This window comes from Pseudomonas sp. C321, assembly GCF_055407105.1.
Genome location: NZ_JBUZRB010000002.1, coordinates 336,255 through 360,960, shown reverse-complemented (window position 1 = coordinate 360,960; position 24,706 = coordinate 336,255). Strand labels below are relative to the sequence as shown.

The window sequence follows — 24,706 nt, the reverse complement described above, 5'->3', positions numbered from 1 at the left end:
GTGAGGGGCGTAATAGGTAGGAGCGAGCTTGCTCGCGAAAAACGTTAACGATGACACGTTCGGCCTGGATGAACGCGACGCTCTCGGGTTTTTCGCGAGTAAGAACTAGGCGTCCCTCGCTCCTACAGAAAGGCAGGGTTAGCGGACTTGAACCACGACTTTGCCCACCGCCTTGCGCTGGCCGAGGTCATTGATCGCCTGGGCGGCGTTGTCGAGCGGATACACCTGCGACACCAACGGCTTCAACTTGCCCTCGGCATACCAGCCAAACAACTGCGCAAAGTTCGCCGCATTATCCTGGGGCTGGCGCTGGGCAAACGAACCCCAGAACACCCCGACCACTGCCGCGCCCTTGAGCAGTGCCAGGTTCACCGGCAGCTCGGGGATGCGCCCGCTGGCAAAACCCACCACCAGCAGCCGGCCGTTCCAGGCGATGGCGCGGATGGCCTGGTCAAACAGATCGCCACCCACCGGGTCGTAGATCACATCAGCGCCGTTGCCGTCGGTGAGGCGCTTGATTTCATCCTTGAGGCTGGTTTCGCTGTAGTTGATTAACTCATCAGCGCCGGCCGCCTTGGCCACCGCGAGCTTTTGCGCACTGCTGGCGGCAGCGATCACCCGGGCGCCCATGGCCTTGCCGATTTCCACAGCAGCCAGACCAACGCCGCCAGACGCGCCCAGTACCAACAGGGTTTCCCCTGCTTGCAGGTTGGCGCGCTGTTTCAAGGCATGCATCGAAGTGCCGTAGGTCATGCTGAAGGCGGCGGCGGTGTTGAAGTCCATGCTCGGCGGGATTGGCAGCACGTTGTAGCCCGGTACCGCGACCTGTTCGGCAAAGCTGCCCCAGCCGGTCAAGGCCATGACCCGGTCGCCGACTTTCAGGTGGCTGACCTTTTCCCCGACTTCGCTGACCACGCCCGCCGCTTCACCACCCGGCGAAAACGGGAAGGGCGGCTTGAACTGATATTTGCCTTCGATGATCAAGGTGTCCGGGAAATTCACCCCGGCGGCGTGCACATCCAGCAGGATTTCGTTCTTCTTGATTGCCGGGCTTTCGACGTCTTCCAGCACCAGGGTTTCGGCGGGGCCGAAGGCTTTGCACAGCACGGCTTTCATCGGACTCTTCCTTTTGGTGTATTGGCCGATAAGTGTAGGTGGGTAAGTCGAGGGGTCAACGAGCATACCTTGGCCTGATAAGTCGCCATAAGCTTGTGCTCAGCCTTGCTAGCGTTATGCTACTGAGCAACCGAATTGAGGAATGAACTGTGAAAGCGTGGACCCTGTTGATGCTGGCCCTGACGTTGCCGATGGCAGCCCATGCCGAAGAAGCCAAGGAAGCCAAGGAAGGCGAAGCGCCGAAGGTCAGCTATATCAGCCTGACGCCGCCCTTCGTTGGCAACTATGGCCTGGACGGCACTGCGAAGCTCAAGGTGTACAAGGCTGACATCGCCCTGCGTGTGACCGGGCCGGAGGCTGCCGCGGCGGTCAAAGCCAATGATCCGTTGATTCGTAATCAGTTGGTGGCCCTGTTCACCCAGCAAACCGCCGAAGCCATGGGCAGCGTCGAGGGGAAGGAAAAACTGCGTCAGGAAGCCTTGAAGCAGACCCAGCAAGTGATGAACGACGAGACCGGTAAACCGATGGTTGAGGATTTGTTGTTCAACAACCTGATCATCCAGTAATCGCACCCTATTGCTGTGTGCGGCGGGCCCTTTGTGGCAAGCCCGCTCGCCACAGAGATAGGCAATACCTTAAGAGGCAAGGCTCTTCCTGAACCGCGCCAACGCCACCGCAAAAAACAGCAAGCCAATCCCCGCCAGCGCCAGCAAGTCCGGCCACACCACGCTCACACCCGCATCCCTGAACAGGATCGCCGCACTCAGGCTGACAAAGTGCGTCGACGGCGAGCCCTGCATCACCCATTGCAACCATTGCGGCATGCTGTCCAGCGGTGTGCTGCCGCCTGACAGCAACAGCATCGGAATGATCACCGGGATCGCCAGCAAGCCGAACTGTGGCGTCGAGCGGGCGAGGGTGGCGAGGAAGATTCCCAGGGCAGTACTGGCAAACAGATACAGTGCCGTGACCAGAAGAAACAACGTCAGCGATCCTGCCAGCGGTACCCCGAGCAAGCCCTTGACCACCACTTCCAGCGACAGCCAGGTACAGAGCACCACCACCAGCATGTTGCTCCAGATTTTCGCCAGCATGATTTCCAGCGCCGTCAGCGGTAGCACCAGCAAGTGGTCGAGGGTGCCGTGTTCGCGCTCGCGCAGCAATGCGGTGCCGGTCAGCACAATGGCGAGGATGGTGATGTTGTTGACGATCTGGATCACCGCCAGGAACCAGCCGCCTTCCAGGTTGGTATTGAACAACGCCCGCGTGGTGAGTAACGCCGGCGCCTTGTTGGCCGCCTCGGCCTGACCGCTATAGGTGAGCAGTTCGCGCTGGAAAATCCGCCCGATGTACCCGGCGCCCATAAAGGCCTGGCTCATGGCTGTGGCATCGACATTGACCTGCACACTCGGCTGGCGCCCGGCCAACAGGTCGGCCTGGAAATTTGCCGGCACGTTGATCACGAAGGTGTACTGGCCGCTATCCATGACCTTGTCCAGCTGGTCATAGGGCAACGGCACCGCGGGCTGGAACTCTGGCGGTTGCAAGGCTTCGGCCAACTGGCGGGACAAGTGACTGTGGTCTTCATCCACCAGGGCAACGCTGGCGTTATGTACGCCGATGACCGAACCGGCCGCCGGCATATAGATCGCCACCGTGAAGGCGTAGAACAAAAACAACAGCAACACGCTGTCGTGGCGCAGGCTGGTCAGTTCTTTAATGCCCAGGCGCAGGATATGAGCGAGCTTGTGCATCAGGCCTCCTGCTTCTTGAGCATGATCAGGCTAAGCCCGGTAAACCCCAGGAAAAACCCGAACAGCGCCAGGCACTGCGGCCACAGCTGGCGCAGGTCCAGAGCCTTGGTGAAGGTGCCGACGGCAATATCGAGAAAGTAACCGGCCGGGAACAGCATGCCCATCAGCGCGGCCGCACCTTCCAGGGACGAGCGCGGCACGATCAACCCGGAAAACTGAATGGTCGGCAGGCTGGTGATAATCATGGTGCCGAGGATCGCGGCGATCTGGGTGCGGGTGAACGCCGAAATCAACAGGCCCATGCTGGTGGTTGCCAGCACGTAAAGCAGGCCGCCGAAGGCCAGGGTCACGCCGCTGCCCTTGAACGGCACGCCGAACAGCCAGCGGTTCATCGCCACCAGCAAAGCCAGGTTGATCAGGCTGACGGCCAGGTACGGCGCCTGTTTGCCCAGCAGGAACTCCAGGCGGGTCAGCGGCGTGGCATAGAAGTTGGTGATGGAGCCCAACTCCTTTTCACGTACGATTCCGAGGGCGGTGAGCATCGCCGGGATAAACGCCAGGATCAGCGCCATGACGCCGGGGCCGATGGCGTTTACGCTGACCACGTCTTGATTGTAGCGAAAGCGGGTTTCCAGTTTGGCGGCGGCGCGGTTGTTCAGTGGTGGGCTGTGGAGTTCGGCCAGTTGCTGGAGATTGGCCTGATGTACTGCTTCCACGTAGTTGCGGCTGGTCTCGGCCCGAAACGGCATGCCGCCGTCGAGCCAGGCGGCAACCGCCGGTTGGCGCCCGGCGTACAGGTCGCGGCCGAAACCGGGTGGGATTTCCAGGGCCAGCTTGATTTCCGAGCGTTGCAGGCGCTTGTGCAGCTCGTTCGAGTCCTGGATCGGCGGTTGTTCGGCGAAGTAGCGCGAACTGCGAAAGGCTTCCAGGTAGGCGCGGCTTTGTGGAGTTTGGTCCTGGTCGTAGACGGCGAAGGCGAGCTTTTCCACATCGAGGGAAATGCCGTAGCCAAAGATCACCATCATGAAAATCGCCCCGAGCAGGGCGAAGGCCATGCGCACTTTGTCGCGCAATAACTCCTTGCCTTCGCGGCTGGCGACAGCCAACAGGCGGGCCACGCTGAAGCCGCGTTTGCTGGTGGGCACCGTAGCGGGTGTTTCAGCAGTGGCGGTCTCGACGGTTGTCGGCGCGTCAGGCGCACCCTGGGCTTGTTCTAGGCAAGTAACAAACGCCGCTTCCAGGGTCTCGCCGTGGAATTGCTGTTGCAGTGCATCGGGCGTATCGCAAGCCAGCACCTTGCCAGCGTGCATCAGCGAGATGCGGTCGCAGCGCTGAGCTTCGTTCATGAAGTGGGTGGACAGAAAGATCGTCACCCCTTGCTCGCGGGACAACTCCACCAACAGCCGCCAGAAATCATCCCGCGCCGCCGGGTCGACGCCGGAAGTCGGTTCGTCGAGGATCAGCACTTCCGGACGATGCAGCACCGCCACCGCCAATGACAGGCGCTGACGCAAGCCCAATGGCAACTCGCCGGAAGGCTGCTCGGCAACGCCGCCCAGGTCAAAGCGCTGGATCAACTCGTCGATGCGCTGCTCGCTGTCAGCCTTGGGCAGGTCGAACAGTTGCGCATGCAGCACCAGGTTCTGCCGCACGCTGAGTTCGCCGTACAGCGAGAAGCTCTGTGACATAAAGCCCACGCGCTTGCGGGTGGCCAGGTCCTTGGCGTTCACCGGGTTGCCCAGCAAGGTGGCGCTGCCTTCACTGGCCGGCATCAGCCCGGTGAGGACTTTCATGGTAGTGGTCTTGCCGCAGCCGTTGGAGCCGAGGAAGCCGAAGATTTCGCCCCGGCCGATAGCGAAGCTGACCTTGTCCACCGCCGTGAAGTCGCCGAAACGCAGGGTCAAGTCATGGGCTTCGATGGCGATGTCAGTGTTGTCGCTCGCCCTGGGTGGAATTACCAACGGTTGGTTGTTGTGGGCGCTGTCGCCCTGGAAGTGGGTAAAGGCTTCATCCAGTTTGCCGCTGGGGGTGATGGCCGCCAGTTCGCTGCTCAGGCCATCGGCGATCAATTTGCCGCGGTCGAGCATCAGGCAATGTTCGAACTGCTCGGCCTCTTCCATATACGCGGTGGCCACCAGCAGGGTCAGTTGCGGCCGCTCGCTGCGTACGTTTTCTACCAGCTCCCAGAAGCGCCGGCGGGAGAGCGGGTCTACGCCAGTGGTGGGTTCGTCGAGGATCAACAGGTCCGGATCGTGGATCAGCGCGCAGCACAGGCCGAGCTTCTGTTTCATCCCGCCGGAGAGCTTGCCCGCTGGGCGCTCGGCGAAACGAGCCAGGTCGGTGGCCAGCAGCAGGTTGTGCATGCGCTGGTCGCAATCAGCTTTCGACAGGCCGAACAGGGTCGCGAAGAAACGGATGTTTTCGCTGATGGACAGCTCGGGGTAAAGGTTGCCGCCCAGGCCTTGGGGCATGAAGGCGATGCGCGGGTACAGGCTGTTGCGGTGGCGGCGGTCTTCGATGGAGCCGCCGAGCACCTCAAGTTGACCGTCCTGGAGCTTTTTAACCCCGGCGATCAATCCCAGGAGGCTCGACTTGCCGGCACCATCCGGGCCGATCAGCCCGCAACGGGTGCCGGCCGGCAAGCTGAAGGCTATGTCGATCAAGGCCTGTTGCTTGCCGTAGCGATGGTTGATGCCTGTGGCGTGCAGCGCCGGGCCGGTCATTGCAGGTTAGCCGGCCAGTCCAGTTCGGCGGTGCGCACGTAGCCGGCGCCGGGCATACCGGGCTTGGCTTGCGGCACGGCGCTGGGTTGGGTCAGGCGTAACTTGACCCGGAACACCAGTTTCTGGCGCTCGTCGCGGGTTTCAACTTCTTTGGGGGTGAACTGGGATTTGGCGGCGACAAAGCTGATTTTTGCCGGCAGCGGTTGTTGTGGCAGGGCGTCGAGGACGATCCGCGCTTCGCTGCCTACGGTCAGGCGACCGGTAACGGAGGCGGGCAAATAGAGGTTCATGTATTGGTCGTTGGGATCGATCAGCAACAACACCCGGCCACCGGCGCCGAGCACTTCACCGGGCTCGGCCAGGCGCAACTGGATGATGCCGTCGATGGGCGCCCGCAGGCTGCTGTCTTCGATTTCACTGGTAAGCTGTTCGACGCTGGCCTGGGCGGCGCCGATGGCGGCCTTGACTGCGTTGACCTGAGCGCGGGCAGCAAGCACGGCGGCGTTACCGGTGTTCTGGCGGGCCTGTTGCTGGTCGATCAGTTGGCCGCTGGCGAAGCCGCGCTTGTACAGTTCCTGGGTGCGCTTGAGTTCCTGGTTGGCCAGCAGCTGTTCGCTCTGGCGCAGTTGCACGTTGGCCTCGGCTGCCGCGAAGTTTTCCTTGGCTCGCAGCACTTCAGCCTCGGCCTGGGCACGCTGGGCTTCCAGGGTGCGGGTGTCGATGCGCGCCAGCAGTTGGCCCTTGAGCACCTTGTCGCCTTCATCGACCCGCACCTCGGCCAGGCGCCCGGGGATTTTGGTGGCGATCTGCACTTCGGTGGATTCGAGCCGGCCGTTGCCCATGCTCAAGCCTTCGGGCAGGCGGTCCTGGGTGGACTTCCAGTAACCGAAGCCGCCAGCGGCCACCAGCAGAAGTATCAGGAGCGTGGCGAAAAGATGGGAGCTGCGATGGGTCGTCGACATGGGTGCATCCTGCGGCGTTAGCGTCCTAGTTTGACAGATACTGCCCTAGGGCCCTTGATACCGGTCAAATGAAGCGCAAGCCTAACCCGGTTGACGCGCAGATGCATGCGCCGGTGGCGTGACCGCAGGGTTCTGCTATCTAGCGCAAGCCCAGCACGGCGGCCCATTGGTCGGCGGTTACCGGCATCACCGACAGTCGGCTGCCTTTTTGCACCAGGGGCAATTCGGTAAGGGCGCTCTGTTGTTTCAAATACCCCAGGCCCAGCACCTTGGGGAAAGTCTCGACATGGGCGACGTTGATCGCGCTCCACGGATTCTTTTCGGACGTAGCCTTGGCATCGAAATAATGACTCTCGGGCTCCAGCGCGGTCGGGTCGGGATAGGCCGCCTCGATGATTTTTCCTATCCCGGCAATCCCCGGCTCCGGGCAGCTGGAGTGGTAGAAGAAAAACTCATCGCCCACCGCCATGGCCCGCAGAAAGTTGCGCGCCTGGTAATTGCGCACGCCATCCCAACGGGCTTCACCGAGTTTCCCCAGGTCCTTGATGGACAGCTCGTCGGGCTCGGATTTCATCAGCCAATAGGCCATGTTTTTGCTCCTTTTGGGGTATTGGGCAAGTTGTTCGGCAATTGCATGACAAACCGACGGTCGGTTGACGTCAAGGTTTGCGTGTTGGATCACGTTAACGCAGAATGCCGGGATTTTAAGCTTGACGCAGCCAGAACGGACTACTTATGGAACGTTGCTGTCATCGTGTGTGATATGCCTGAAGGGGGGCAATCGATGAAACGCAAACCGGATTTACTATGGATTTTGGTTATTTTGTTCGGTCTGGGCGTCGTGACCACTGGCTACGCGCAAAGCCTGTGGACGAACAAGACCGAAGCACCGATTGAACTTGCACAACAGACGCCACAACTCTTCAAGCGTTGAAGCTACTTCGGCGCCGCTGACTCCAGTTGCGTCCTCTCTGCGACATACCATTGCCTATCGGTGACCGTGCCTTCAAGCGGCACATCCCAACTCGCCTGCGCCAGTCGTTCGACTTTCTGACATTCATGGGCCAGGCCCAATAGCGTCGGCTTGCGCCAGGTTGTTCGCCGCGCCAAGTAGGCAAGACTGCGGTCATAAAAGCCGCCGCCCATGCCAAGGCGTCCACCCACATCATCGAAGCCCACCAGCGGTAACAGTACCAGATCCAGGGCCCAGACCTTGCGCTGGCGGCCAACGTTGACCCGTGGTTCAAGAATGCGAAAACGGTTAGGCGACAGCTTTTCCCCCGGGCGCACCCGTTGAAACACCATCTTGGTTCGCGGCCACGCACTGAGTACCGGCAGGTAGGTAGCCTTGCCCCGGCGCTGAGCGGCGCGCAGCAGCAAGCGCGGATCGATTTCACCGTCCATCGGTAGATATAAAGAGATATGTTTGGCCCGGCGAAACAGCGGGTGCTGTGCCAGTTGCCGATACAGGCCGTGGGCGGCCTGGCGTTGCTCGCTCGGCGTCAGGGCGCGACGGGCTTTGCGCAGCATGCGTCGAAGTTGCGGGCGGGAAAGCGGCGCAGGTTCGGTCATGGGGTTCTGCTTTTTTTGGGTCATAAAACAATGCCAGTCACAAGACTGGCATTGTATTTGGGAATCAGGCTCCCCGACAGAACCGCTGTCGACTAAGCCCTTGAACCCGAAAGTTCAAGGTGGAAGAAGCAGTAGGCTTTAAGGCTTTCCGTCTAGCGGACATGCACACCAGCCAAACGTGCAACTTCCAGGGTAGTGCGAATCGGCTCCGGGACATCGCCGACTGGCAAGCACGCCAGGGAGTGGGGCAAGTATACCCGAAACAGACGCTGCAATCAGCCCTTGGGTGGCTCCTGGTCGGTAGAAAGCACCAGATCAACGCGCTCCAGCAGGTCGCGTACCTGCTCGCGCGTCGAGCCGCCGGCCTGCACGTCAGGGCGTTCCTGCTTATGCAGCAAATCGTGGGTGATATTCAACGCGGCCATCACGGCGATGCGATCGGCGCCAATCACTTTGCCGCTGCTGCGGATTTCACGCATCTTGCCATCCAGGTAGCGGGCAGCGCTCACCAGGTTGCTGCGTTCTTCCTGGGGGCAGCTGATCGAATATTCTTTATCGAGAATCTGCACGGTGACGCTATTGCTTGAACTCATGAGTCTTGCTCCAGGGCCTTCAGGCGCGAAATCATCGACTCGACCTTACGCCGGGCGATTTCGTTTTTTTCAATGAGGTGAGCGCGCTCCTCGCGCCAGGTCTTTTCCTGAGCTAATAGGAGTCCATTCTGGCTCTTTAGTTGCTCGACCCGGTTAATTAGCAATTCGAGTCTGGCCATCAGCGCTTGCAGGTCGGTGTCTTCCATTGGGTTCCACTGGATTTGTCTGATGAATGGCAACTGCTGGATAAACGATCTGACGCCCTCGATAGTCTTGGTACGTCTGCCGATGCTAGGATACAGCGCTTCATTCTAGACATTGCGCCGCTTGGCGCCTAGCTCACCATGCCTATTCAGAATTCCCCGTACGACGCTTTTTCCAAACTGCTGAGCATCAGCGGTCATCCTTGCTCGCCTGCCGAGCTTCACGGCGTGCTGCTGGGTCGCAGTTGCACCGGTGTCGGGTTTGATGCCGACAACTGGTTGGCTGACGTTGCCGAGCTGCTTGAAACCGAGCCGCAAGAGAACGTTCGCAACGCTCTGATCGGCTTGCAAGAGATGGTCAAGGGCGAGCTGACCGGCGACGACGTGACTGTCGTCCTGCTGTTGCCAACCGATGATGCGCCGCTCGCTGACCGTGCCGCGGCACTGGGCCAATGGTGCCAGGGCTTCCTCCATGGTTTTGGGGTGAACGCCGCCGGCCTGGAGTTGAGCACCGACGCCAAGGAAGTGCTGCAAGATCTCGCCGCCATCTCCCAGGTGCAAGAAGCCCTGGAAGAATCCGAAGACGGCGAAAGCGACTATATGGAAGTGATGGAATACTTGCGTGTCGCGCCGCTGCTGCTGTTTACCGAGACCAAGAAACCGGATGAGCCGGCAGCAATCAAGCCTTCGCTGCACTAAGAAAGGAAGCCCTCCTGCCCATGATTCATATCCCCAAAGCGGAATACACCCGGCGCCGCAAGGCGCTCATGGCGCAGATGGAACCCAACAGCATCGCGATCCTGCCTGCCGCCGCCGTGGCGATCCGCAATCGCGATGTCGAACACGTCTATCGCCAGGACAGCGACTTCCAGTACCTGAGTGGCTTCCCCGAGCCCGAAGCGGTGATCGTGTTGATGCCCGGTCGCCAGCATGGCGAGTACGTGCTGTTCTGCCGCGAACGCAATGCCGAGCGCGAATTGTGGGACGGCCTGCGTGCCGGCACCGAAGGCGCAATCCGTGAGTTTGGTGCCGATGATGCTTTTCCCATCACCGATATCGACGACATCCTCCCTGGCCTGATCGAAGGCCGCGACCGGGTGTATTCGGCCATGGGCAGCCACGCCGAATTCGACCGGCACCTGATGGAGTGGATCAATGTGATTCGCTCCAAGGCGCACCTGGGCGCCCAGCCACCGAACGAATTTGTTGCCCTGGATCATTTGCTCCACGACATGCGTCTGTATAAAACCGCCGCGGAAGTGAAGGTGATGCGTGAGGCGGCGCGGATTTCCTGCGCGGCCCATGTACGGGCGATGCAGGCCTGCCGTGCCGGGCTGCATGAATTCAGCCTGGAAGCAGAGCTTGATTACGAATTTCGCAAGGGCGGGGCAAAGATGCCGGCCTATGGCTCCATCGTCGCGTCGGGACGCAACAGTTGCATCCTGCATTACCAGCAGAATGACGCGGTGCTCAGGGACGGCGACCTGGTGCTGATCGACGCCGGTTGCGAGATCGACTGCTACGCCAGCGACATCACGCGTACCTGGCCGGTCAACGGCAAGTTTTCTGCTGAGCAGAAAGCGATTTACGAAATAGTGCTGGCGTCCCAGGAAGCCGCGTTTGCTCAGATCGCGCCGAACAAGCACTGGAACCAGGCCCACGAAGCGACGGTTCGCGTCATCACCGCCGGGCTGGTGAAGTTGGGCTTGTTGCAGGGCGATGTGGACGAGTTGATCGCCAGCGAAGCCTACAAGGCTTTTTACATGCACCGCGCCGGCCACTGGCTGGGGATGGATGTGCACGACGTCGGCGAGTACAAGGTCGGCGGTGAGTGGCGGGTGCTGGAAGTCGGCATGGCCCTGACCGTGGAGCCGGGGATTTATATCTCGTCGGACAACCAGAACGTGGCGAAGAAATGGCGTGGCATTGGCGTACGCATCGAGGACGACGTGGTGGTGACCAAGCAAGGTTGTGAAATTCTGACCGGTGGCGTGCCCAGGACGGTCGCCGAGATCGAAGCCCTGATGGCGGATGCACGATGAGTCGGGTCAATCTGGCAATCATTGGTGGCGGCCTGGTGGGCGCCAGCCTGGCGTTGGCGCTGCAGGCCGGGGCCAAGGCGCGCGGCTGGAAGATCGTGCTGATCGAGCCCTTTGCCCCCGGCGACAGTTTCCAGCCGAGCTACGATGCCCGCTCTTCGGCACTGTCCTTCGGTGCGCGGCAGATTTATCAGCGCCTGGGCGTGTGGCAGGAGATCTCCCGCCGCGCCGAGCCAATCAAGCAGATTCATGTGTCGGACCGTGGACGTTTCTCTACCGCGCGCTTGTCGGCCATGGAAGAGGGCGTTCCGGCTCTCGGCTACGTGGTGGAAAACGCCTGGCTCGGCCAATGCCTGTGGCAAGGCCTGGACAAGGACGTAATCAGTTGGCGCTGCCCGGCCGAAGTCACCCGCATGGAGCCGCTGGCCGACGGCTATCGCCTGACGCTGAACGATGAAACCGTCCTCGAGTGTGATCTCGCGGTACTCGCCGATGGTGGCCGTTCCGGGCTGCGGGAGCAGTTAGGCATCGGCGTTAAACAACGCCCGTACAACCAGAGCGCGTTGATTGCCAACATCACCCCGAGTGAAGTCCATAACGGCGAGGCGTTCGAACGTTTCACCGATGACGGCCCGATGGCCTTGCTGCCGCTGCCGGACAACCGTTGCGCGCTGGTCTGGACCCGTGTCGGCATGGACGCCCAGCGTCTTGCCAATCTCGACGAACGTAGTTTCCTCAGTGAGTTGCAAGGCGTGTTCGGCTATCGCCTTGGCACCCTGAAACAGGTGGGCGCTCGGCATTTGTATCCGTTGACCCTGGTGGAAGCCGAGGAGCAGGTGCGCTCCCATCTGGCGATACTGGGTAACGCCGCCCATAGCCTGCACCCGATTGCGGGGCAGGGTTTCAACTTGTCCCTGCGCGATGCCTACGCCCTGGCCGAGGCCTTGTTGGCCGGGCCGGCGGTGCCGGGTGACCTGGCGACCTTGCAGGCGTACCGCGAACGCCAGCGCATGGATCAGAAATTGACCGTGGGTTTCTCCGATCAGGTCACCCGCCTGTTTGGCAGTGCCCAGCCGTTGGTCGCGTTGGGCCGCAACATGGGCTTGCTCGGTCTGGACTTGTTGCCACCGGCCAAGCGCTGGTTCGCCCGTCAGGCCATGGGCCTGGGCACCCGTCCCGATGCGTAGGTGGCTGATCGAGCGCCAGGGCAAGGCGCGGCTGTTGCGCTGGATCATGACCCTGTACCCGCCGTACCTCGGCGCCGGGGTTCGCGTGCAGCACATCAGCAGCGACTTTCGTCAGGTCAAGGTGCGCATGGGCCTGGGCTGGTACAACCGTAATTACGTAGGCACGCAGTTTGGCGGCAGCCTGTACTCGATGGTCGACCCGTTTTTCATGCTGATGCTGATGGAGAACCTGGGCCGCGACTACATCGTATGGGACAAGGCTGCGGCCATCGACTTTATCTCGCCGGGTAAAGGCCCGGTGTTTGCCGAGTTTTCCATCGACGAAGCCTTGCTGGACGAGATTCGCCGACAGACCGATAGCGGCGACAAGTATTTGCCGCACCTCAAGGTCCTGATTCATGACGGCTCCGGCACCCTGGTGGCGCGGGTCGACAAAACCCTTTACGTGCGGCGCAAGCCGCCAGCGAGACAGGCTTAAAGCATGGACATGCGCGCAGATGTGCTGATTGTCGGGGCCGGAATGGTCGGAAGCGCCCTGGCGCTGGCGTTGCAGGGCAGTGGCCTGCAAGTGCTGCTGCTCGATGGCAGCCCGCTGAGCGTCAAGCCCTTCGACGTGGATGCGCCGTTCGAACCGCGGGTGAGCGCCTTGTCGGCTGCCAGCCAGCGGATTCTGGAGCGACTCGGCGTCTGGGACGGCATCGTTGAGCGCCGCGCGAGCCCTTATGGCGAGATGCAGGTGTGGGACGGCAGTGGCACTGGGCAGATCCACTTTTCGGCGGCCAGCGTACATGCCGAGGTGCTCGGGCATATCGTCGAAAACCGCGTGGTCCAGGACGCCTTACTCGACCGCCTGCACGACTGCGACCTGGGCCTGCTGGCCAATGCGCGGCTGGAGCAGATGCGCCGCTCCGGCGACGACTGGCTGCTGACCCTGGCCGATGGCCGCACCTTGCGTGCGCCGCTGGTGATCGCCGCTGACGGCGCCAATTCGGCGGTGCGGCGTCTGACCGGTACCGCGACACGTGAATGGGATTACTTGCATAACGCCATCGTCACCAGCGTGCGCAGCAGCCTGCCGCATCAGCGTACCGCCTGGCAGCGCTTTACCGACCATGGCCCGCTGGCGTTCCTGCCGCTGGTACGGGACGGCCAGGAAGATTGGTGTTCGATCGTCTGGTCGACCACGCCGAGCGAGTCCGAACGCCTGATGGCGCTGGATGATGAAAGCTTCTGTCGTGAGCTGGAGCGTGCCTTTGAAGGCCGTCTTGGCGCCGTGGTAAGCGCCGACCCGCGACTGTGCGTGCCGCTGCGTCAACGCCATGCCAAGCGCTATGTGGCCGAAGGCCTGGCGCTGATCGGCGATGCGGCTCATGTCATTCACCCGCTGGCGGGGCAGGGTGTGAACCTGGGCTTCCTGGATGCAGCCGTGTTGGCCGAGGTGTTGTTGCAGGCATCGGAGCGCGGCGAGCGGCTGGCGGATGTGAAAGTGCTCAGCCGTTATGAGCGCCGGCGCATGCCCCATAACCTGGCGCTGATGGCGGCAATGGAAGGCTTTGAGCGGTTGTTCCAGGCCGATCAACTACCGTTGCGCTGGTTGCGCAATGCCGGCTTGAAAGTGGTGGACCAGATGCCTGAGGCCAAGGCGGTGTTCGTGCGTCAGGCGTTGGGGTTGACCGGGGATTTGCCGGAACTGGCCAAGGCGTGAAGGAGAGGGTGCGGCTGATGGCCTCACCCGAAATTCCGGTTGCGCAACATCTCGTAACGCCTTCGCCAAGTGTTCAGTTGAGAAGCTAAATGTGAGTCCTTATCATTTACGCTCATTTCGCTACGAGAGACCGCACTCATGTTGGTACCCAAGCGCCTCCTGACTGCCCTGGCACTCACCCTAATTGGCAGCACCACCGTCCAGGCGGCTGACGAGGTGGTGGTCTACTCCTCGCGTATCGACGAACTGATCAAGCCAGTCTTCGATGCCTACACCAAAAAAACCGGCGTGCAGATCAAGTTCATCACTGACAAGGAAGCGCCGCTGATGCAGCGCATCAAGGCCGAAGGCGAAAACGCCACCGCCGACCTGCTGCTCACCGTCGACGCCGGCAACCTCTGGCAAGCCGAGCAAATGGGCATCCTGCAACCGCTCACCTCCAAGGTGATCGACGCCAACATCCCGCTGCAATACCGCTCATCGACCCATGCCTGGACTGGCTTGAGCCTGCGGGCGCGGACCATCGCCTATTCCACCGATCGCGTAAAACCGGGCGACTTGACCACTTACGAAGCCCTCGCCGACAAGCAATGGGAAGGCCGCCTGTGCCTGCGCACGTCGAAAAAGGTCTACAACCAGTCGCTGACCGCCACCCTGATCGAAACCCACGGCGCGGCCAAGACTGAAGAAATCGTCAAGGGCTGGGTCAACAACCTATCCACCGACGTGTTCTCCGATGACATCGCGGTACTGGAAGCCATCAACGCCGGCCAGTGTGATGTCGGCATCGTCAACACCTACTACTTCGGCCGCTTGCACAAGCAGAAGCCGAGCCTGGCGGTGAAACTGTTCTGGCCGAACCAGGGCGACCGTGGTGTGCACGTCAACCTGTCGGGTATTGGCCTGACCAAGCACGCGCCTCACCCGGAAGCGGCCAAGGCGCTGGTGGAGTGGATGACTACACCTGAGGCCCAGAGAATTTTTGCAGACGTGAACCAGGAGTTCCCGGCCAACCCGGCTGTGCCGCCGTCGGCCGAAGTGGCCGCCTGGGGCAAGTTTGTCGCCGACACCCTGCCGGTTGAAGTGGCTGGCAAGCGCCAGGCCGAAGCCATTCGCCTGATGGATCGCGCTGGTTGGAACTAAGCCAAACGCTATACTGCGCCCCGCATTTGCGGGGCGTTTTGCTTAACGGGCTTTGCTTTGTGTAGGAGCGAGCTTGCTCGCGAAAAGCCTGAGAGCGCCGCATTCTTCCAGGTAAGTCCGATTTGTCGTTGACGTTTTTCGCGAGCAAGCTCGCTCCTACAGTAGAGCAACGGCGTGTTCTGCAAAGCGCACACATTCCTACCTTGATCGAGAGTTTTCCTTGGCCCACCCCGCTCAACGCCGCTGGTACCTGCCGGTCTTCACCGTCGCCGCCCTGGTGCTGTTGCCGCTGAGCGTCCTGTTGCTGTCGTGGCAAAGCATCGACCAGCAAATCTGGTCCCATTTATGGGAAACCCAGATGACGCGCCTGCTGGGTAACACCCTGACCCTGGTGCTGGGCGTGGGCGTGGGCGTTACGGTGCTGGGTGTCAGCCTGGCCTGGCTGACCAGCCTCTGCGAGTTCCCTGGCCGCCGCTGGCTGGACTGGGCGCTGATGCTGCCGTTTGCCATTCCCGCCTATGTTCTGGCATTTGTCTTCGTCGGCCTGCTGGACTTCTCCGGCCCCGTGCAAACCCTGCTGCGCGAATGGTTCGGCAGCGGCCTGCGCCTGCCGAGGGTGCGCTCCACCAGTGGCGTCATCATCGTGCTGGTGCTGGTGTTCTACCCCTACGTCTACCTGCTGGCGCGCACCGCATTCCTGGCCCAGGGCAAGGGCCTGATGGAAGCGGCGCGGGTGCTGGGGCAATCGCCGTGGCAGGCGTTCTGGCGCGTGGCCTTGCCCATGGCCCGGCCGGCCATCGGGGCTGGTGTGGCGCTGGCGCTGATGGAAACCCTGGCGGATTTCGGCGCGGTCTCGGTGTTCAACTTCGACACCTTCACTACCGCCATCTACAAGACGTGGTACGGTTTTTTCAGCCTTTCCAGCGCCGCGCAACTGGCAAGCCTGTTGCTGCTGGTGGTGATGCTGGTGCTGTACGGCGAGCGTCGTGCCCGGGGTTCCAGCCGGCCGAGCAATGAACGGCCGCGTGGCAAGGCGCTCTATCACCTGCGCGGGTTCAAGGCGGCAGCGGCCAGCGGCTGGTGCGGATTGGTTTTCGCCTGCGCTTTCGTCATCCCCATGGTGCAGCTGGTGGCCTGGTTCTGGCAGCGCGGCCGGTTCGACCTCGACGAGCGTTACGCCGGGTTGATCGTCCATACCTTGTACCTGGGCGCCATGGCGGCGTTGATCACCGTTAGCGTGGCGTTGGTGCTGGCGTTTGCCCATCGCCTGGCGCCGACCCGGGCTATTCGTTCGGGTATCAGCCTGGCCAACCTCGGTTACGCCCTGCCGGGTTCGGTGCTGGCGGTGTCGATTATGTTGGCATTCAGTTACCTGGACCGTGAACTGGTGATCCCGGTGTCGGGCTGGTTGGGTGGTGCGGGTAAGCCGTTGCTGCTGGGCAGCCTGTCGGCATTGCTGTTGGCTTATCTGGTGCGGTTCATGGCGGTGGCCTACGGGCCGCTGGAAAACAGCCTGGCGCGAATCCGGCCCTCGCTGCCTGAAGCCGCCCGCAGTTTGGGGGTAAGTGGTCCGCGACTGTTTTGCAAAGTGTATCTGCCGTTATTGCTGCCGGGGACCTTGAGCGCGGCGCTGCTGGTGTTTGTCGATGTGCTCAAGGAGATGCCTGCGACCCTGCTGATGCGCCCGTTCGGTTGGGACACGTTGGCGGTACGAATCTTCGAAATGACCAGTGAAGGCGAGTGGGCGCGCGCGTCTCTGCCAGCGTTGACCCTGGTGCTGGTGGGCCTATTACCGGTCATCGGATTGATCCGGCGTTCAGCGCGACGAATCGGTTAGGTGTCAGTCCTACGGCTTGAGGCTACAATGCGCGGCATTCGGTGCGGTCCATCTTTTAGATCGGGTGACTGAACGTGGCTGCAGGCCTTGTATTGCAAGGTGTGTGGCCCGAACGGCAACCGTCCGCACCTTCGCCACGCCCGGAAGGAGAAACCCATGGGACAGCGTACGCCTCTGTATGACCTGCATCTCGCCCTTGGCGCGAAAATGGTCGATTTTGGCGGTTGGGATATGCCTCTGCATTACGGCTCGCAGGTCGAAGAGCACCATCAGGTGCGACGTGACTGCGGAGTATTTGATGTTTCCCACATGACCGTGATCGACGTCACCGGCCTTCAGGCCACGCAATGGCTCAAGTATTTATTGGCCAATGATGTTGATCGTTTGCATGGCTGCGGCCGTGCCTTGTACAGCGCCATGCTCAACGAGCAAGGCGGCGTGGTGGACGACATGATTGTCTACCGCACTGAAGCCGGCTATCGGCTAGTGGTCAACGCTGCCACCCACGACCAGGACATCGCCTGGATGCAGGCTCATTTGGGCAGCTACCAGGTGCAACTGCACGAGCGCGCGGACTTGGCCATGCTCGCCATTCAGGGCCCCCATGCTCGGCACAAAATCGCCGAACTGGTGACCCAGTCCCGTGGTGTCCTGATTCACCAGCTCAAACCTTTTGAAGGTCAGGCCGACGGCGACTGGTTTATTGCGCGTACCGGTTATACCGGCGAAGATGGCCTGGAAATTATCCTGCCTGCCGATCAGGCCCCGGCGTTTTTCAACGACCTGGTAGGTGCGGGTATCTCGCCCATCGGCCTCGGCGCCCGTGACACCCTGCGCCTTGAGGCCGGGATGAACCTCTACGGACAGGATATTCACCTGAATGTATCGCCGCTTGCCGCCAATATGGCCTGGAGCATCGCCTGGGAACCTGCCGGCCGCGACTTCATCGGCCGCGCTGCGCTGGAAGCCGAGCGGGCTGGCGGTGTGAAGTTCAAGCTGGTGGGCCTGGTGCTGGAAGAGCGCGGGGTTTTACGTGCTCATCAGGTGGTCCGTATCGCCAATGTTGGCGAAGGAGAGATCACCAGTGGTAGTTTCTCTCCTACGCTAAGCAAATCCATTGCCCTGGCGCGTGTACCGATGGCGACCGCTGACCGTGCCGAAGTGGAAATTCGCGGTAAGTGGTACCCGGTCCGGGTGGTCAAACCGACCTTTGTGCGCCATGGTAAAACATTGATTTAAATTTTCCGGCGGGCCAATGGCCGCTGACATTTCTTCTTGAGGACACAGATTATGAGCGATATCCCTGCCGACCTGCGTTTTGCCGAAAGTCACGAATGGGCCCGACTGGAAGCTGACGGCACCGTAACCGTCGGAATCTCCGACCATGCCCAGGAAGCTCTGGGGGATGTGGTGTTCGTCGAGTTGGCTGAAGTGGGTAAGGTGTTTGGCAAGGGCGATCAGGCTGGCGTGGTTGAGTCGGTGAAAGCGGCCTCGGACATCTATGCACCGATTGCCGGTGAAGTGATTGCAGTCAACGAAGACTTGGGTGGCAGCCCCGAGTCGCTGAACACTGACCCGTACGGCGCCTGGATCTTCAAGCTCAAGCCAGGCAATGCCGCTGAACTGGACAAACTGCTGGATGCTGCCGGCTACAAGGCTGTCATCGGCGAATAAGCCCGAGAGCTGCAACGGCGCAAATCAGTGCGGGGGCTGGCAAACCAGCTCCTGCATTTGATTGGGGGAGGCTAAAAATCGTTGTTTAGCTTGCCTTCAACACTGCTTTGACCGCCGCCACCGAACGCTCTACATCCGCTTTCGTCATCGCCGTAAACATCGGCAACGAAACAATCAAACGCCCGACTTTTTCCGCCACCGGGAACATGCCTTCCTTGAATCCTTGTGCCCGATACAGGCTCAGCAGGTGGATCGGCGGGTAGTGATAGCCAATGCCGACGCCGTGGGCCTGCATCTGCTCCATGAACGTGGCGCGTGCCGGCAGGCCGTCCTGGCGCTCCGGCAGCACCAGCTGGAACAGGTGCCAGTTGCTGTTCTCGAAGTCTGCCGGCGGCAGTTGCGCGCCGTACTTCTCTTCAAAATTACTGCCAAAACATTCGAAATAGTGCTGGGCCAGTGCTTGGCGATGGGCGGTGATGTTCTCTATATGGGCAAACTGACCCAGGCCGATGGCCGCCGCAATATCGGTCATGTTGAACTTGCCGCCCAGCACATCCACGTCCAGGCCGTCGAAGCCGCTGCGGGTAACGCCTTGCAGGCGATATTTCTCTGCCAGTCGGGCTTCTTCTGCGTTGTTCAACACCAGGCAGCCGCCTTCGGAGGACGTAATGTTTTTGTTCGCCTGGAAGCTGAACGACACAAAATCTCCGGTGGCACCAATACGCTGGCCATCCCAGCTGGAGCCCAGTGCCTGCGCGGCATCTTCGACGATGCGCAGGCCGTACTTATTGGCCAGCGTGTAGAGCATTGGCATGTCCAGCGGTAGGCCCGCCAGGTACACCGGAATGATTGCCTTGGTGCGCGGCGTGATGGCCGCTTCCACCTGGGCCAGGTCGATGTTGCGGGTGACCGGGTCGATATCGGCAAACACCGGTGTGGCGCCCACTTCAAGAATCACGTTGGCCGTGGCCACCCAGGAGATCGGCGTGGTGATGACTTCATCCCCAGGCCCAACGCCAGCGATGCGCAAGGCAATCTCCATCGTGCAGGTGCCTGAGTTGAACGTGCGCACCGGCCGGCCGCCAAAATATTCCGATAACTGCGCCTCGAACGCCAGCACCTTGGGCCCGCTGGTGATCCAGCCAGAGCGCAACACATCACCAACCGCCGAGATGGTGGCTTCATCAATGGTGGGCTTTGAAAACGGCAGGAAGGGCAACTGGCTCATGACGTGGCAGGTATCCGTTTAAGAGAGGCAATGGGTAAAAACATATCAACATGGTTACATGCAGAGACTGAATATAGCCTGTCATCTGTGAACGAATTGTCACCCTCCAGGCAAAAAAAAGCCGCTTCAAAAGCGGCTTTTTCATGAGGCGGTTTTACTCGGAAGCGATGGCGTTTTTCGCCAGGATGGCGTTGGCCAGCTCCATGTCCGTGGCTTTCAGGCCAGGGTTGTCAGCGCGGACCTTCTGCATTGCGGCTTCCAGGTACGGGCCACGGATGCCGCCGTCGCTGGCGACGAAACTGCCGGCGTCGTCCTGGGCTGCGACCACGAGCTTGTGGTCCTTGAAGGTCAGGTACGTTGAGCCGGTTGTGGCGCCCGAGGAGATGACATTACGCCAGAAGCTGTCGGCCATGGCTGAACCGACAGGAAGGGATAGCACGGCGAGGGTTGCGACAGCATATTTGAGACGCATGATGGGTGACTCCAACTGGGTTATCTAAATCGTTGGATTATAGATAGCCCAGCCTAGTTCCCTGGCTGACTAAACAGTTTCAACCCGCAGAACCACGCCATCCTGGCCAATCACTCGGACTTGAGCCCCTACCGGCGCATCTTTACCGGTGGCCATCCACACGCCATCGCCGACTTTGATCTTGCCCCGGCCGTCGATAATCGCTTGATGCACCACGAAGGTGCGACCGATCAGCTCCGAACCACGCATGTTCAGCCCCGGTTGGTCACTGACCTTGGCGCTGCTGCGTTGGCGTTTCCACCAATACACCGCCGTCAATATGGACAGCACGGCAAACAGCAGCAGCTGCAGTTCCAGCCCAAGCCCTGGGATCAGGAACTTGAGCACGCCGACGGCCGCCGCCGCGATACCCATCCACAACAGATAGCCACCGGCACCGAACACCTCAAGGATCAATAGCACGGTGCCCAGTGCCAGCCAGTCCCAAAAAGACAGGTTCTGCAAGAATTCCCACATGGCGTGTGCCTCAGGCTTTCTTGTTGTCGAAGGTGGCTTTGACGATCTCGCCGATGCCGCCCACCGCACCGATCACCTGGCTGGCTTCCAGAGGCATCAGGATCACTTTACTGTTGTTGGCCGAGGCCAGCTTGCCGAGGGCTTCGATGTACTTCTGTGCAACAAAATAATTGATGGCTTGCACGTTACCGGTGGCAATTGCCTCCGATACCACTTTGGTGGCGCGGGCTTCTGCCTCGGCCTGACGCTCACGGGCTTCGGATTCCAGGAATGCGGCCTGGCGACCACCCTCGGCTTCAAGAATCTGTGCCTGCTTCTTGCCTTCAGCCGTCAAGATCGCCGCCGCCCGCAGGCCTTCGGCTTCAAGGATCTGGGCACGCTTGATCCGCTCGGCCTTCATCTGGCCGGACATGGCGGCCATCAGGTCGGCAGGCGGGCTGATGTCCTTGATTTCGATCCGGGTGATCTTGATGCCCCACGGCGCGGTCGCTTCGTCGACGGTGCGCAACAGTTTTTCGTTGATACCGTCACGCTGGCTGAGCATCGCGTCCAGTTCCATGGAGCCGAGCACGGTACGGATGTTGGTTTGCAGCAGGTTGCGGATGGCGTGTTCGAGGTTGTTCACCTCGTAGGCCGCCTGGGCGGTGTTGACCACCTGGAAGAAGCACACAGCATCGATCTGTACCGTGGCGTTGTCGGCGGTGATGACTTCCTGGGGCGGAATATCCAGCACGCTTTCCATCACGTTGATCTTGCGACCGATGCGGTCCATGACCGGAATGATGATGTTCAGGCCGGGTGTGAGCGTGTTGGTGTAGCGCCCGAAACGTTCGACCGTCCACTGATAGCCCTGTGGCACGACCTTGAAACCCATGAAGAGGATGGCGATAGCCAAGCCTACAAAAAGAAGCAATACGGTACCGATCTGCATAACGAGTCCCTGTCTGGATGGTGGCGGTAAAGCGAGGTTTGGTTGATTGTAACGGGCTTGTCAGAGATAAGAACGGTTTACTCGGTGAACAATCAAGGGATTGCATCACTCGTGGTGACGTGGCGGACCTTAAGGGCAAACCGTGCCCCCTCTACGGCGTGCTTTCATGATCTTTGGCCCCGCCCCGTTGGTCATTTTGTTAAATAAGTGTGCTGATGTTACTGGCATCTTTGGCTGCGTAATCTTTATCGCACTTCGTTCTGGGGCGTTACCCGCAACACTTCTTCAAGGGTTGTGAGCCCTTCGGCCACCTTGAGCGCGCCCGATAAGCGCAGGCTGTGCATGCCGCCCTTGAGCGCCTCGCGCCGCAGGGCCTGCACATCGGTGTCCGGGCTGATCAGTGCCTTGACGTCATCGCTCATCCGCATGATTTCGTAAACGCCGGCCCGTCCGCGATAACCGCTTTCCCGGCATTCCGGGCAGCCGACGGCCTGATAAACCTGCTCTGGGTGCGGGACCGGCCAAGTCTGGGTCAGGCTTTGCCAATCCTCTTGCGTCAGGGCGGTGGCCTGTTTGCAGTGCGGGCACAGCAGGCGCACCAGACGCTGAGCCATGACACCCAGCAAGGTTGCCTTGATCAAATAATGAGCAATTCCCAGTTCCAGCAGGCGACTGATGGCGCTCGGCGCGTCGTTGGTGTGCAGCGTCGACAGCACCAGGTGCCCGGTCAGCGCGGCCTGGATCGCCATTTCGGCGGTTTCCAGGTCGCGGATCTCACCGATCATGATGATGTCCGGGTCCTGGCGCATCAGCGCGCGTATGCCACTGGCGAAGGTCAGGTCGATGTTGTGCTGGACCTGCATCTGGTTGAAGGCCGGCTCTACCATCTCGATCGGGTCCTCCACGGTGCACAGGTTGACCTCGCGGGTCGCCAGCTGTTTGAGGGTGGTGTACAGCGTACTGGTCTTGCCCGAGCCGGTGGGACCGGTGACCAGAATGATGCCGTTGGTCTGGCCGGTCATACTTTTCCAGCGTTGCAGGTCGTTACTTGAGAGCCCCAGTTGGTGGAAGTCCTTGAGCAGCACCAGGGGATCGAAAATCCGCATGACCAGCTTTTCGCCAAAGGCTGTGGGCAAGGTCGAGAGGCGCAGTTCCATTTCTGTTCCGGTCGGACTTTTGGTCTTCACACGGCCGTCCTGGGGTTTGCGCTTTTCCGCCACGTTCATCCGCCCGAGGCTTTTCAGGCGGCTGACCACGGCCGTCGTCACCTGGGGTGGGAATTGATAGACATCGTGCAACAGCCCGTCGATGCGAAAGCGCACGTGGCCCTGATCGCGACAGGGTTCGACATGAATATCGCTGGCGCGCTGATCAAAGGCGTATTGCAGCAGCCAATCGACGATGTTGACGATGTGCGCATCGTTGGCGTCGGGCTCCTGGTCACTGGCGCCGAGGTTGAGCAGCTGTTCGGGATTGAACGCGCTGAGCGTTTTTTGATCAGCGCCGCTGACTGACTTGGCCAGCCTGAAAAACTCCACGCTACAGCGCTGGATGGTCTGGGGATTGGCCAGCACGCGTTTGATCGAGCGTTTCAGTACATGGGCCAGACCTATTTCCCAACTGCACAGATAAGGCTCGGCGCTGGCGACCGTCACGCTTTGGGAGTCGAGGGCGATGGCGAGGATTTTATGCCGCTGGGCAAAGGCGTAGGACATCAGTGGCACCACCGTCGCCACGTCAATCTTCAACGGGTCGATGCGCAGGTAGGGTTGGCCAAGGTGACAGGCGAGCCATTGCGTCAGGGTTTCCAGGGACAGCGACTGGCCAGGGTGGGCGGGATCGGCGAGCTGCCGGCTGGCGAGAAACTCCAGGGGATGTAGTCCGTTGTTCGTCTCGTTCGACAACCGCTTGGCCATGTCTTCGCTGATCAGTCCTTGTGTGATCAACGCGGGTAGCAGCTCATCAAGCGTCAGCCTGCGATCCTGAGGGGTTGGCGCAACGGGCATGGTGAGTTTCCTGGACGATATCGAGAGGTTCCACAAGGCTAGTTGCGCCTTGGACCTTGTCGTCCAGCAGGGTATTGCAGGCTTTTACTGAGCCACCGCCTGTACCGCTTGTAGCCGCGTGGATTCAAGCGGTTGTAGCTCCAGCGAACAGACGCTGATCAGGTTACGAAGTTTTTCACCGATCACCTGGGCCCGATGCCAGCTCAAACCGTCCATGACCACGTCGATGGTCAACAGGTCATCGTCGCGCATCACACTCACCTGCTGCGGCACCAGAAACTGCAGGGCGAAGTAGTTGAGCACCCGGCACAACACGTCGGGTTCCGCCTCGGCGAGGATTTGATAGTGGGCCCGGCAATGGCTGTTGTTGACTGCCCAGGCATCGACGCGGGTGGCTGGGCGAGTAGCTTCGACTGAGTGCATGGCAATTCTCCGGATTCGACTGGAGAAATTTTTACATTCGGCAGCGGGTATTTCTTATCTATGTTTGGACGTATTGGCTTATAAATGAATAAATCAATTCGTAGATATGACGCTGACGGGTATTTTTATGCACAGTGAGTTGGACATATACGACCGCCGGATTCTGGCGCTGCTACAGGAAGACGCTTCGCTTTCCAGCGCGCAGATTGCCGAACAGGTCGGCCTCTCGCAGTCGCCGTGCTGGCGGCGGATTCAGCGGCTCAAGGAGGAAGGGGTGATCCGTGGACAGGTGACCTTGCTCGACCGCAAGAAAATCGGCCTGAACACGCAAATTTTCGCCGAGGTCAAACTCAATGCGCACGGGCGCTCCAACTTCACCGAATTCACCGAGGCGATTCGCGGTTTCCCGGAAGTTCTGGAGTGTTATGTGCTGATGGGGGCGGTGGATTTTCTGCTGCGGATCGTCACCTCGGACATCGAGGCGTATGAGCGGTTTTTCTTCGAAAAACTGTCGATGGTGCCGGGAATTCAGGAGGTCAATTCGATTGTGGCCCTGTCGGAGATCAAATCAACGACGAGCTTACCGGTGTTGCGCTAGGTGGCCCTTGTGGCGAGCGGGGCA

General features: G+C 60.6%; 26 protein-coding genes and 1 other RNA gene. 12 read left to right on the top strand and 15 right to left on the bottom strand.

The features are described from left to right. Positions 1 to 138 precede the first annotated feature (138 nt). Positions 139 to 1,116, bottom strand: coding sequence for an NADPH:quinone oxidoreductase family protein (locus ACZRJ6_RS07640; RefSeq protein ID WP_149412307.1), 978 nt, complete (start codon positions 1,114 to 1,116; stop codon positions 139 to 141). A 149-nt stretch (positions 1,117 to 1,265) separates the two neighbouring features. On the opposite strand from ACZRJ6_RS07640, the gene ACZRJ6_RS07635 reads away from it, so the two are divergent. Next, positions 1,266 to 1,682 (top strand): flagellar basal body-associated protein FliL, encoded by a 417-nt coding sequence (locus ACZRJ6_RS07635; RefSeq protein WP_149412306.1) that lies wholly within the window; start codon positions 1,266 to 1,268, stop codon positions 1,680 to 1,682. A 69-nt stretch (positions 1,683 to 1,751) separates the two neighbouring features. Here ACZRJ6_RS07635 and ACZRJ6_RS07630 read toward each other — a convergent pair whose 3' ends face one another. The 4 genes from ACZRJ6_RS07630 to ACZRJ6_RS07615 all read right to left on the bottom strand — a co-directional run bounded on the left by ACZRJ6_RS07630 (position 1,752) and on the right by ACZRJ6_RS07615 (position 7,144). Further along, the gene (locus tag ACZRJ6_RS07630) at positions 1,752 to 2,870 is read right to left on the bottom strand and encodes an ABC transporter permease (protein ID WP_463967684.1); all 1,119 of its coding nucleotides are present in this window, start codon (positions 2,868 to 2,870) and stop codon (positions 1,752 to 1,754) included. Then, a complete protein-coding gene (rbbA, locus tag ACZRJ6_RS07625) occupies positions 2,870 to 5,593 on the bottom strand; it encodes a ribosome-associated ATPase/putative transporter RbbA (protein WP_463967685.1) in 2,724 nt (907 codons plus the stop codon). Before rbbA ends, ACZRJ6_RS07630 begins: the two co-directional genes overlap by 1 nt. Then, entirely contained in the window at positions 5,590 to 6,555 is a 966-nt protein-coding gene (locus tag ACZRJ6_RS07620) for an HlyD family secretion protein (RefSeq protein WP_463967686.1), read from the bottom strand. Before ACZRJ6_RS07620 ends, rbbA begins: the two co-directional genes overlap by 4 nt. A gap of 139 nt (positions 6,556 to 6,694) precedes the next feature. Beyond that, positions 6,695 to 7,144 carry an EVE domain-containing protein gene (locus ACZRJ6_RS07615; protein ID WP_463967687.1) on the bottom strand — a complete coding sequence of 150 codons (450 nt, stop codon included), beginning with the start codon at positions 7,142 to 7,144 and terminating at the stop codon, positions 6,695 to 6,697. 195 nt (positions 7,145 to 7,339) lie between these two features. On the opposite strand from ACZRJ6_RS07615, the gene ACZRJ6_RS07610 reads away from it, so the two are divergent. After that, positions 7,340 to 7,489 carry a hypothetical protein gene (locus ACZRJ6_RS07610; protein WP_178114368.1) on the top strand — a complete coding sequence of 50 codons (150 nt, stop codon included), beginning with the start codon at positions 7,340 to 7,342 and terminating at the stop codon, positions 7,487 to 7,489. Between the two features lie 2 nt (positions 7,490 to 7,491). Here the strand turns inward: ACZRJ6_RS07610 and ACZRJ6_RS07605 are convergent, their stop codons facing one another. The 4 genes from ACZRJ6_RS07605 to ACZRJ6_RS07590 all read right to left on the bottom strand — a co-directional run bounded on the left by ACZRJ6_RS07605 (position 7,492) and on the right by ACZRJ6_RS07590 (position 8,926). Then, the gene (locus ACZRJ6_RS07605) at positions 7,492 to 8,127 is read right to left on the bottom strand and encodes a 5-formyltetrahydrofolate cyclo-ligase (protein WP_463967925.1); all 636 of its coding nucleotides are present in this window, start codon (positions 8,125 to 8,127) and stop codon (positions 7,492 to 7,494) included. A gap of 66 nt (positions 8,128 to 8,193) precedes the next feature. After that, positions 8,194 to 8,372, bottom strand: a non-coding RNA gene (gene ssrS, locus ACZRJ6_RS07600) — 6S RNA. Between the two features lie 30 nt (positions 8,373 to 8,402). Beyond that, positions 8,403 to 8,720 carry a cell division protein ZapA gene (locus ACZRJ6_RS07595; RefSeq protein WP_149412300.1) on the bottom strand — a complete coding sequence of 106 codons (318 nt, stop codon included), beginning with the start codon at positions 8,718 to 8,720 and terminating at the stop codon, positions 8,403 to 8,405. Continuing rightward, on the bottom strand, positions 8,717 to 8,926 hold the full coding sequence (locus ACZRJ6_RS07590; protein ID WP_003213954.1) for a TIGR02449 family protein: 210 nt from the start codon (positions 8,924 to 8,926) through the stop codon (positions 8,717 to 8,719). The genes ACZRJ6_RS07595 and ACZRJ6_RS07590 overlap by 4 nt, the downstream gene beginning before the upstream one ends. A 138-nt stretch (positions 8,927 to 9,064) precedes the next feature. Here ACZRJ6_RS07590 and ACZRJ6_RS07585 point away from each other — a divergent pair, with 138 nt between their 5' ends. The 9 genes from ACZRJ6_RS07585 (at position 9,065) to gcvH (ending at position 18,508) form a co-directional block, all read left to right on the top strand. Further along, positions 9,065 to 9,622, top strand: coding sequence for a YecA/YgfB family protein (locus tag ACZRJ6_RS07585; RefSeq protein WP_463967688.1), 558 nt, complete (start codon positions 9,065 to 9,067; stop codon positions 9,620 to 9,622). Positions 9,623 to 9,642: 20 nt separating this feature from the next. After that, positions 9,643 to 10,965, top strand: coding sequence for a Xaa-Pro aminopeptidase (pepP, locus tag ACZRJ6_RS07580; protein ID WP_463967689.1), 1,323 nt, complete (start codon positions 9,643 to 9,645; stop codon positions 10,963 to 10,965). Further along, entirely contained in the window at positions 10,962 to 12,149 is a 1,188-nt protein-coding gene (gene ubiH, locus ACZRJ6_RS07575) for a 2-octaprenyl-6-methoxyphenyl hydroxylase (protein WP_463967690.1), read from the top strand. The genes pepP and ubiH overlap by 4 nt, the downstream gene beginning before the upstream one ends. After that, complete coding sequence (locus tag ACZRJ6_RS07570; RefSeq protein WP_463967691.1) at positions 12,142 to 12,627, top strand: DUF4442 domain-containing protein; 486 nt, start codon at positions 12,142 to 12,144, stop codon at positions 12,625 to 12,627. The genes ubiH and ACZRJ6_RS07570 overlap by 8 nt, the downstream gene beginning before the upstream one ends. 9 nt (positions 12,628 to 12,636) lie before the next feature. Then, positions 12,637 to 13,854, top strand: coding sequence for a 2-octaprenyl-3-methyl-6-methoxy-1,4-benzoquinol hydroxylase (locus tag ACZRJ6_RS07565; protein ID WP_463967926.1), 1,218 nt, complete (start codon positions 12,637 to 12,639; stop codon positions 13,852 to 13,854). Between the two features lie 138 nt (positions 13,855 to 13,992). Continuing rightward, positions 13,993 to 14,997, top strand: a complete 1,005-nt coding sequence (locus tag ACZRJ6_RS07560) for an extracellular solute-binding protein (RefSeq protein ID WP_463967692.1) — start codon at positions 13,993 to 13,995, stop codon at positions 14,995 to 14,997. 220 nt (positions 14,998 to 15,217) lie between these two features. Further along, positions 15,218 to 16,834, top strand: a complete 1,617-nt coding sequence (locus ACZRJ6_RS07555) for an ABC transporter permease subunit (RefSeq protein WP_133100859.1) — start codon at positions 15,218 to 15,220, stop codon at positions 16,832 to 16,834. A 156-nt stretch (positions 16,835 to 16,990) separates the two neighbouring features. Continuing rightward, positions 16,991 to 18,073, top strand: coding sequence for a glycine cleavage system aminomethyltransferase GcvT (gene gcvT, locus ACZRJ6_RS07550; RefSeq protein WP_463967693.1), 1,083 nt, complete (start codon positions 16,991 to 16,993; stop codon positions 18,071 to 18,073). A 51-nt stretch (positions 18,074 to 18,124) separates the two neighbouring features. Then, a complete protein-coding gene (gene gcvH / locus ACZRJ6_RS07545; protein WP_463967694.1) occupies positions 18,125 to 18,508 on the top strand; it encodes a glycine cleavage system protein GcvH in 384 nt (127 codons plus the stop codon). Positions 18,509 to 18,593: 85 nt separating this feature from the next. Here gcvH and ACZRJ6_RS07540 read toward each other — a convergent pair whose 3' ends face one another. The 6 genes from ACZRJ6_RS07540 to ACZRJ6_RS07515 all read right to left on the bottom strand — a co-directional run bounded on the left by ACZRJ6_RS07540 (position 18,594) and on the right by ACZRJ6_RS07515 (position 24,084). Then, positions 18,594 to 19,736 (bottom strand): DegT/DnrJ/EryC1/StrS family aminotransferase, encoded by a 1,143-nt coding sequence (locus tag ACZRJ6_RS07540; protein WP_463967695.1) that lies wholly within the window; start codon positions 19,734 to 19,736, stop codon positions 18,594 to 18,596. A gap of 154 nt (positions 19,737 to 19,890) precedes the next feature. Further along, on the bottom strand, positions 19,891 to 20,208 hold the full coding sequence (locus ACZRJ6_RS07535) for a DUF2388 domain-containing protein (RefSeq protein WP_041161049.1): 318 nt from the start codon (positions 20,206 to 20,208) through the stop codon (positions 19,891 to 19,893). A 69-nt stretch (positions 20,209 to 20,277) separates the two neighbouring features. Beyond that, a complete protein-coding gene (locus ACZRJ6_RS07530; RefSeq protein ID WP_463967696.1) occupies positions 20,278 to 20,724 on the bottom strand; it encodes an NfeD family protein in 447 nt (148 codons plus the stop codon). A 10-nt stretch (positions 20,725 to 20,734) separates the two neighbouring features. Then, positions 20,735 to 21,655, bottom strand: coding sequence for an SPFH domain-containing protein (locus tag ACZRJ6_RS07525; protein WP_463967697.1), 921 nt, complete (start codon positions 21,653 to 21,655; stop codon positions 20,735 to 20,737). Positions 21,656 to 21,900: 245 nt separating this feature from the next. After that, positions 21,901 to 23,661 (bottom strand): type IV pilus assembly ATPase TfpB, encoded by a 1,761-nt coding sequence (tfpB, locus tag ACZRJ6_RS07520; RefSeq protein WP_463967698.1) that lies wholly within the window; start codon positions 23,659 to 23,661, stop codon positions 21,901 to 21,903. Positions 23,662 to 23,745: 84 nt separating this feature from the next. Further along, entirely contained in the window at positions 23,746 to 24,084 is a 339-nt protein-coding gene (locus ACZRJ6_RS07515; RefSeq protein ID WP_149412286.1) for a hypothetical protein, read from the bottom strand. A gap of 127 nt (positions 24,085 to 24,211) precedes the next feature. On the opposite strand from ACZRJ6_RS07515, the gene ACZRJ6_RS07510 reads away from it, so the two are divergent. Continuing rightward, a complete protein-coding gene (locus ACZRJ6_RS07510) occupies positions 24,212 to 24,682 on the top strand; it encodes an Lrp/AsnC family transcriptional regulator (RefSeq protein WP_133100867.1) in 471 nt (156 codons plus the stop codon). Positions 24,683 to 24,706: the final 24 nt, after the last annotated feature.